This is a genomic window from Bartonella sp. PS7NMGDW (assembly GCF_042193585.1).
Taxonomy (GTDB): Bacteria; Pseudomonadota; Alphaproteobacteria; order Rhizobiales; family Rhizobiaceae; genus Bartonella; species Bartonella grahamii.
On the sequence record NZ_JBHILX010000047.1, the window covers coordinates 1 to 3,114 of the forward strand.

General features: G+C 32.8%; 3 protein-coding genes. 2 read left to right on the forward strand and 1 reads right to left on the reverse strand.

Annotated elements, in window-relative coordinates; genetic code table 11:
* Nucleotides 1–106 precede the first annotated feature (106 nt).
* Nucleotides 107–319 (forward strand): hypothetical protein, encoded by a 213-nt coding sequence (locus ACFIKJ_RS08895; protein ID WP_375620805.1) that lies wholly within the window; start codon nt 107–109, stop codon nt 317–319.
* 266 nt (nt 320–585) lie between these two features.
* Nucleotides 586–2,658, forward strand: a complete 2,073-nt coding sequence (locus ACFIKJ_RS08900) for a hypothetical protein (protein WP_375654026.1) — start codon at nt 586–588, stop codon at nt 2,656–2,658.
* A gap of 46 nt (nt 2,659–2,704) precedes the next feature.
* Here ACFIKJ_RS08900 and ACFIKJ_RS08905 read toward each other — a convergent pair.
* A partial coding sequence (locus tag ACFIKJ_RS08905) for a tyrosine-type recombinase/integrase (RefSeq protein WP_375670512.1) occupies nt 2,705–3,114 on the reverse strand: 410 nt, incomplete at its 5' end.

A 3,114-nucleotide genomic window follows, 5' to 3' on the forward strand; every position in this document is an offset into this window, starting at 1 on the left:
TTGCCAATTTATTTAGATAAGCAAGATCTGAACGCCATCAGTTCAAACTTAGCAAGAGAGATCTTAAAGCACAATAATCTAGGTGAACGCGTGTGTGGGTGGAAACATGGCTAGAAAAAAAACACAAGACGATACAGAGCTTACAGAAGCAGAAAAAGAAATACTTCAAGAAATCATCATGACCTACAAAAGTGTAAAAGTGATGTCGCGTTATACGAAATGGATTGTACTCATTATACTCTTATTAGCCCTTGATTTTTCACGTATTATGGATGCGTTTGTAAGTATTTTTACACAAAAACCAAATATCCGACTCTAAACATACTCTGAGACGCGCGAAATTCTTTAGAAAATGGATTCTTAATTTTGCTCGTCTCATGGATGCGATAGACAATATCTTTGCACATTTAAAACAGTGGATTTCAAAGAATTAATCTTTGAATTAATTGTTTCATGAATTTAAAGCTTCTAATAAACTGTATTTGATATGAACAGCTTCGAAATTTTAATCCTTTAAGGATGAAGAGGAAGTCAAATCTTTGTAAAACGACACAATTGATTGTCTTTTATAGATTAGAGTGGATAATGAGAACAAATTTAAGTGGCCGCGTAAGAAATACATCTTTACCAGAAAATCATGCTCTACTGCCTCTTTTTGAAGCAGTTGTAAATTCTATTCATTCCATTGAAGAAATAGGAAATGATTTTTCCTCACGCTACATTATAGTTTCAGTCATAAGATCGAAGCAAGCTTCACTACCACTTGACAAAGATACAGAAAAACTAAACGAGACAGAAATTGTAGGTTTTAAAGTGATCGACAATGGTACAGGCTTTAATGATCATAATTTTCAATCATTTAAAACTTTAGACTCAGATTATAAAAGAGATAAAGGTTGCCATGGTATAGGACGACTTTTATGGCTTAAAGCTTTTGATAATATAAAAATCAGGAGTATTTATGAAACAGATAGAGGATTAAAAGGGCGCACATTTTTATTTGATGCTGCTGCAGGTATAAAAGAATTAGATGAATTTCAAGATAATTGTACGAAGAGAGAAACTATTGTTGAGTTAACAGGTCTAAACCAAAAATATAAAAATCATATTCCTAAAAAACTACAATCTATCGCAAAAGCACTCTTAGAACATTGTCTCTGGTATTTTGCAAGAACTGGTGGTTGCCCTTTCATAACTATTGAAGATGACACAGAAAAGATATTATTAAATGATCTATATGAACAATGCATGCATGGAGCCGTTTTAAATGAAAAAATAAAAATAGAAAATTATAATTTTTCTATTATGCATATTAAATTTAGATCCTTACCTTTAGAAAATCAGGCTTTATGTTTTTGTGCAGGCAATAGAGCTATTACAAAAGAAAAGTTATCTGAGAAAATTCCGGGTATGCAATCAAAACTGCAAGATGATATAGGTGAATTTATCTACTCTTGTTATGTAAGCTCTCTTTTTTTAGATGAAAGAGTACGTTCTGAAAGAATAGGCTTTGATATTGAAGAAAATGTTGAAGATAAACAAGAAGATTTATTTAAAAGAAAAAAAATATCATTTCCGATAATACGACAAGCCATTTATGAAAGCATTCAAAAATATTTAGCTGTAGAATTGAAGCAAAACATTCAAAACAGTAAGGAGATAGTTGAAAATTTCACACATAAAGTACCACGCTATCGTCCACTCCTAAACTATTTAACAGACAATGACTATATGATTTCACCTAAAATAAATGATAAAAAATTGGAACTACATTTGCATGAATGTCTTGCTAGAGTAGAAAATGAAATTTTAGAAGAAGGTTATAATGTTTTAGCAGTTCAACAAGGAGAAAATACAGATAGTTATGCAGCAAGAATTAATAAATATGTAAATGCTGTATGTGATCTTAAAAAGTCCGATTTGGCAAATTACTTATTCCATAGAAAAACTATCATAGAACTTTTGAAGGAATCTTTAAATTCTCTTTATGACGGTGGTAAAGAATATATTAAAGAAGACGTTATTCATCAACTCATAGTACCCATGAAGTGTGATTCTAATTCTGTAGCTATGGATAATTGTAACTTGTGGTTGATAGACGAAAAATTAGTATTTCATGATTATTTAGCTTCTGATTTATCATTAAAAAAAATGTCTATTACCGGCTCTATGGAAAAGGAAAGACCTGATATATGTAGTTTAGAATTATGTAATAATTCTATTTATTGGAAGCCTTTATTAGTATCAGATAGCAAAGAGGGTTTAGAATCTCCTACTTTGGCATCTCTTACTATAGTAGAAATTAAGCGTCCCATGAGAGATGACGCGAAAGCTGGTACCGAAACAGATCCTATTTTGCAGGTCATTACTTATCTAGAAAAAATTCGTGCAGGCAAAGTACTTACCCCAAAAGGGCGTCCAATAAATTTGGATGGAAAAGTTCCCGGTTACTGTTATGTCGTCTGTGATCTAACTCCAAAAATAAAAGAGTGCTGCAAACTTTGGGATTTAACAGAATCAGGCGATCATATGGGATATTTTGGATATCATAAGAGTTATGAGTCCTATATAGAGGTTATTTCGTTTAGTAAGCTCATAGCTGATACTGAGAAAAGACATCAACGTTTCTTTAAAGCTTTAGGGTTGCCATTAAGGTAGAATAACAATGATTATATTTATGCTCTAATGGCCTTAGAATATTTTGTCAAACCACTCCCGATATAAAGCTAGCCCACAGCTCTAAAAGAACACGCCGTTGCTCTAAAAAATCCGTTCGCATGTAGGCTTTCGTCACTGAACTCCCAACTGAATGGGCAAGAACAGTTTCGGCAATCTCAAACGGTGTTGACGTTGTTTCTGCTATCCAATCCCGTAAGCTTGAACGAAAACCATGGGGACGATAAGTTAAGCCGCAAACTGTCATATATTTTGCCATGCTTGCATCAGAAATTGGCTTGCCGGTAAGACCAGAAAAGAGAAAACCTTTTTTCTCAAAAGGGAGAGATTTTTCAATCACTTTCAAAGCTTCACGACTTAATGGCACGCGAAAATCTGAAACCTTTCCTACAATACCTTTCATGTTTTCTTTTGGTATTGTCCATATATTTTTATCTA

Coding starts and splice junctions, on each gene's coding strand:
- ACFIKJ_RS08895 (WP_375620805.1), top strand. CDS start 107: ATGGCTAGAAAAAAAACACAAGACGATACAGAGCTTACAGAAGCAGAA.
- ACFIKJ_RS08900 (WP_375654026.1), top strand. CDS start 586: ATGAGAACAAATTTAAGTGGCCGCGTAAGAAATACATCTTTACCAGAA.